The sequence below is a fragment of the Frankia sp. CcWB3 genome (genome assembly GCF_977927595.1).
The window spans coordinates 1-3,810 of the sequence record NZ_CDWRCK010000327.1 but is presented as its reverse complement, the minus strand read 5'-3'; the positions used below and the strand labels follow the sequence as shown (position 1 = coordinate 3,810).

The 3,810-nt window shown below is 67.2% G+C and carries 4 protein-coding genes; all 4 read left to right on the top strand.

Annotation, left to right across the window (positions count from 1 at the left end; genetic code table 11):
• A partial coding sequence (locus tag ACY5KJ_RS18460) for a tetratricopeptide repeat protein (RefSeq protein WP_462203951.1) occupies positions 1–905 on the top strand: 905 nt, incomplete at its 5' end.
• A gap of 154 nt (positions 906–1,059) precedes the next feature.
• Positions 1,060–1,320, top strand: coding sequence for a hypothetical protein (locus ACY5KJ_RS18455; RefSeq protein ID WP_462188381.1), 261 nt, complete (start codon positions 1,060–1,062; stop codon positions 1,318–1,320).
• A 92-nt stretch (positions 1,321–1,412) separates the two neighbouring features.
• On the top strand, positions 1,413–2,027 hold the full coding sequence (locus ACY5KJ_RS18450) for an N-acetyltransferase family protein (protein ID WP_462188380.1): 615 nt from the start codon (positions 1,413–1,415) through the stop codon (positions 2,025–2,027).
• Between the two features lie 219 nt (positions 2,028–2,246).
• Positions 2,247–3,810, top strand: a 1,564-nt coding sequence (locus ACY5KJ_RS18445) for a mechanosensitive ion channel family protein (protein ID WP_462203950.1), incomplete at its 3' end; no start/stop codon positions are given.

The following is a 3,810-nucleotide window of genomic DNA, read 5'->3' as shown; positions in this document are numbered from 1 at the left end:
CAACCACCCCGCCCGGCGCGGCCCACAGCCATGCCCGTGAACCGTCACCTACAGCAAGATCACTAAAGCAGGTGAATGTTTACATCCTCACCCTTCAGTATGCCGACAGTCACGCCCGGGACCTACGCGCATGTGGCCTTTACCGAGCATCCCTGAAAATCCTTCAGGAGACCTTGACCCGATGCCGGGATATCCTCGGTATCAATCATCCGGACACCTTGCGCTTCTTGCGGAACTACGCGGTCACACTACGGCGCGCAGGGCGGGCGGGCGCGGCCCACCATACCTCGGAGGAGGCTTTCAAGAAGTTCCGGACCTACGTGGGAGAAGATCAGCCGGAAACCCTCACCGCAGCCATCAGCCTGGTGGGCGATCTGTGCCTGAGCCGGGAGGTACCGGCTGCGCGAAAGCTGGCCGAGAACACCTTCCAACAGGCCAAGCGCCGGCTTGGCGCGGACAATCTCTACACCCTCGCGGCGGCTAACGCACTGGTCGTCGCCATTCGGCTCGATGGCGACCCGGACGAAGCCGGCGCCCTCGCCCAGGAAACGGGGAACAGATTACGGGCCGTTCTCTCCGACGATCACCCTTTCACGGTGTCATGCATGCTCAATCTAGCCAACTGCCGCTACGACAGTAACCAGATGATGAGCTCGCGGAGTCTCGACGAGGACGCCGTCTCTCACCTGCGGAACCGGCTCGGCGATGACCACCCGACCACCCTGATCGCCTCCGCCAATCTGGCGATCGACCTGTCCGCCCTCAGCGAGACCGAGACGGCAGATGCGCTACGCGCAAATGTTCTAGCCACACGCGGGGAGAGTCTGGGAGCCGACCATCCGATCATCGCGTCCGTGCGGGCCGGCGATCGCATCAACCTCGAGATCGACCCACCCCCGCCCTGACCCGGGTGCCCGGCGACTCAGGAGACGGCCTCCGGAGGCTCTGCCTGTTACCAGGTGCAGCGTACGGGCCGTCCGGCAGCCGGCCGCAGGCTAGTGCAGCACCAGGGGGCAAGGATTTCATCATCTACTGAGCATCATCGCCGCACCCGGCGGCGTGTTGTGGGCCACTTTCGACTTCTTTCCGCTGCCGACCAGTCCGAAGGTTCCCACCGGTGCGTTTCTCGTCTGGATCACCTGCACCGATGGGGCGGTGAATCTCAGCGGCGAACGCTGGATCAACCACCCGGACGGCTATGCCATGACGAATCTCTCCGTGTGGCCCCGCGCCGACCATCCCGATCACCTGATGGGCCGGGTTCATCTGCAGGGATGCAGCGATTACGCCGTCGACCGGATCTTAAAACCCGGCCGGTGACCGAGCCGCCGAACGCCAGGATGGGTGACTGCCGCGGGTCCGGCGCTCCAGGTCCTTTACCTTCCGGCCCGGTGAACAGGCAGGATCGATCTGTGCGGACACGGCGGGCATCAGAGGAGGACTGGGGCGCGATCTGGCCGATCTGGCGGGCCGTTGTGGTCGAGGGCGAGACCTGCGCCTGGACACCGGACACCGACGAGGACGTCGCGAAAAGCGCGTGGATGCTGCCCCCGCCGGCCGAGGTTCTGGTGATGGAGGAGGACGACGGCCCGGGCGATACCTCGATCATCGCGACCGCACTGCTCACACCGAGCCAGCCGGGCCTGGGAGATCATGTCGTCCAGGCGGTACTGCTCGTTGATCCTAAGCGGGTGGATCACGGGGCTCCGCGCGGCGGGGCCGGAATGTACCAGGGCTACGGGCCGTACGGGGGACGTAGCTACTACGGCGGCCGGGGAGCCGGGGGCGACCGCTGGGAGAGCGTCAGCCGGCAGGCCGCGGAGCAGATGATCGAGTACGCGGCCGATCTCGGCTACCGGGCGATGCAGCTCAACGCCGTCGTCGCCGCCAATCCACGGTTGGTCGCGCTGTGGCGCTCGCTGGCGTTCCGCCTCGTCGGGACCCTTCCGGCGGCCTTCCGCCATCCCTGGCTCGGCGACGTCGACCTCTACGTGATGTACCGCTTCCTGCCCGCCCGGGAGAACTGACCGGCGCACCGGGTGCCTGCGCCCCTGGCAGAGAGGGGAGCACCGTCGCCGGAATCCTCACCGGAGGATCCGGAGGGATACTGAGGGCCGCGGAGGGTAGCGAGGGATACCGAGAGACGTGGAGAAGGACGCACCGGCGCGGGTTCGCGACCCGCGCCGTCCAACCATGCCATGGTGCCCGTCCCCTCCTGCCCATGGCCCAGGACGAGGAGCCTGTCTGTGCATCTGAGCGCCGCGCCCGATCTGTCCTTCTCCGACATGCGATCGACCATCGCCGTCCTGACGATCCTGGGCGGTGCGGTCCTGCTGGCCCTGGCCGTCTCCGTGTTGCTGCACCGCATGGCCAGACGGATCGGCCGCCATTCGGAGATCGTCGCCGATCTCGCACAGCACGGTAAGCGGCCGACGCGACTCACGCTCGTGCTGGTGGCCCTGCTCGTCGGCCTCAACTCCACGGCTGAACAGGCCTGGACCGAGGCGGCCCTGCGGGTGTCCAATGTCGCCCTTATCGCTGGAATCGCCTGGTGCGTCACGGTGCTCGCGTTCACCTTCGAGGACCTCGCGCTCGCCCGCTACCGGGTGGATGTCGTCGACAACCGGCATGCCCGCCGGGTGCGCACCCAGGTCACCCTGCTCCGACGGGTCACGGTGGTCATCATCTCGATCATCGCGGGCGCCTCGATGCTCATGACGTTCCCGAGCGTCCGCGTCGCCGGCGCCAGCATCTTCGCCTCGGCCGGCGTGGTCGGCATCGTCGCGGGGCTGGCCGCCCAGACCTCGCTGTCCAACGTCTTCGCCGGACTCCAGCTGGCCTTCACCGACGCCATCCGGGTCGACGACGTGGTGGTGGTCGAGAAGGAGTGGGGCAGGATCGAGGAGATCACTCTCACCTACGTCGTCGTCCACATCTGGGATGACCGGCGGATGGTCCTTCCGTCGACCTACTTCACCACGACACCATTCCAGAACTGGACCCGCAAAGAGTCCGCGGTCCTCGGTGCCGTCGAGCTAGACCTGGACTGGGCAATCCCGATCGACGAGATGCGGGCCGAGATGCACCGGGTCTTGGACGCCACGGACCTGTGGGACAAGCGGGTCTGCGTCCTGCAGGTCACCGACGCCATCGGTGATCACATCCGCATCCGCGTCCTGGTCAGCGGCAAGGACGGACCGACCGTGTTCGACCTGCGCTGCCACATGCGCGAGGAACTCGTCCGATGGGTGCAGCACAACCATCCGACAGCCCTGCCCCGGACCCGCATCGAGTTCGACGCCTCCGCGCACCTGCTCGGTCTGCGCCTCCCGGATCAGGGCCGGCCCGATGACCGCGACGGCCGCGACCACCCCGACGGCCACCACCCCGGCAGCAGGTCCGACCGGCTCCGCAAGACGAACGGCATCCGCCTCGACGAAGCACCAGCGCGGGTGGTTCCCGTCCCAGTGCAGGGTCTCCTCTCCCCCACGATCATGGCTGCCACGAACTCGGCCGCGGTTACCACCGCCAGCAGTGCGAGCCGGGAGGCGGAGACCGATACGGGGGGCGGGACGAGCACCGCGCCCGCGGATGCGCATGCCGATGCCGCCGAGGACGCCCGGCTGTTCTCCGGCGCGAGTGCCGACGCCGCGAAACGGGCACGGAACTTCAGCGGGACCAGCAAGATCGACGAGCACGACAGCTCCGCTTCTTCTCCACCGCCCCGCGACGACGATGACGACGCGGCACACCCGGGAGAATCGACCCGACGCCAAACGACACCAAAGGCGCATAGGGGACGTAATGAAG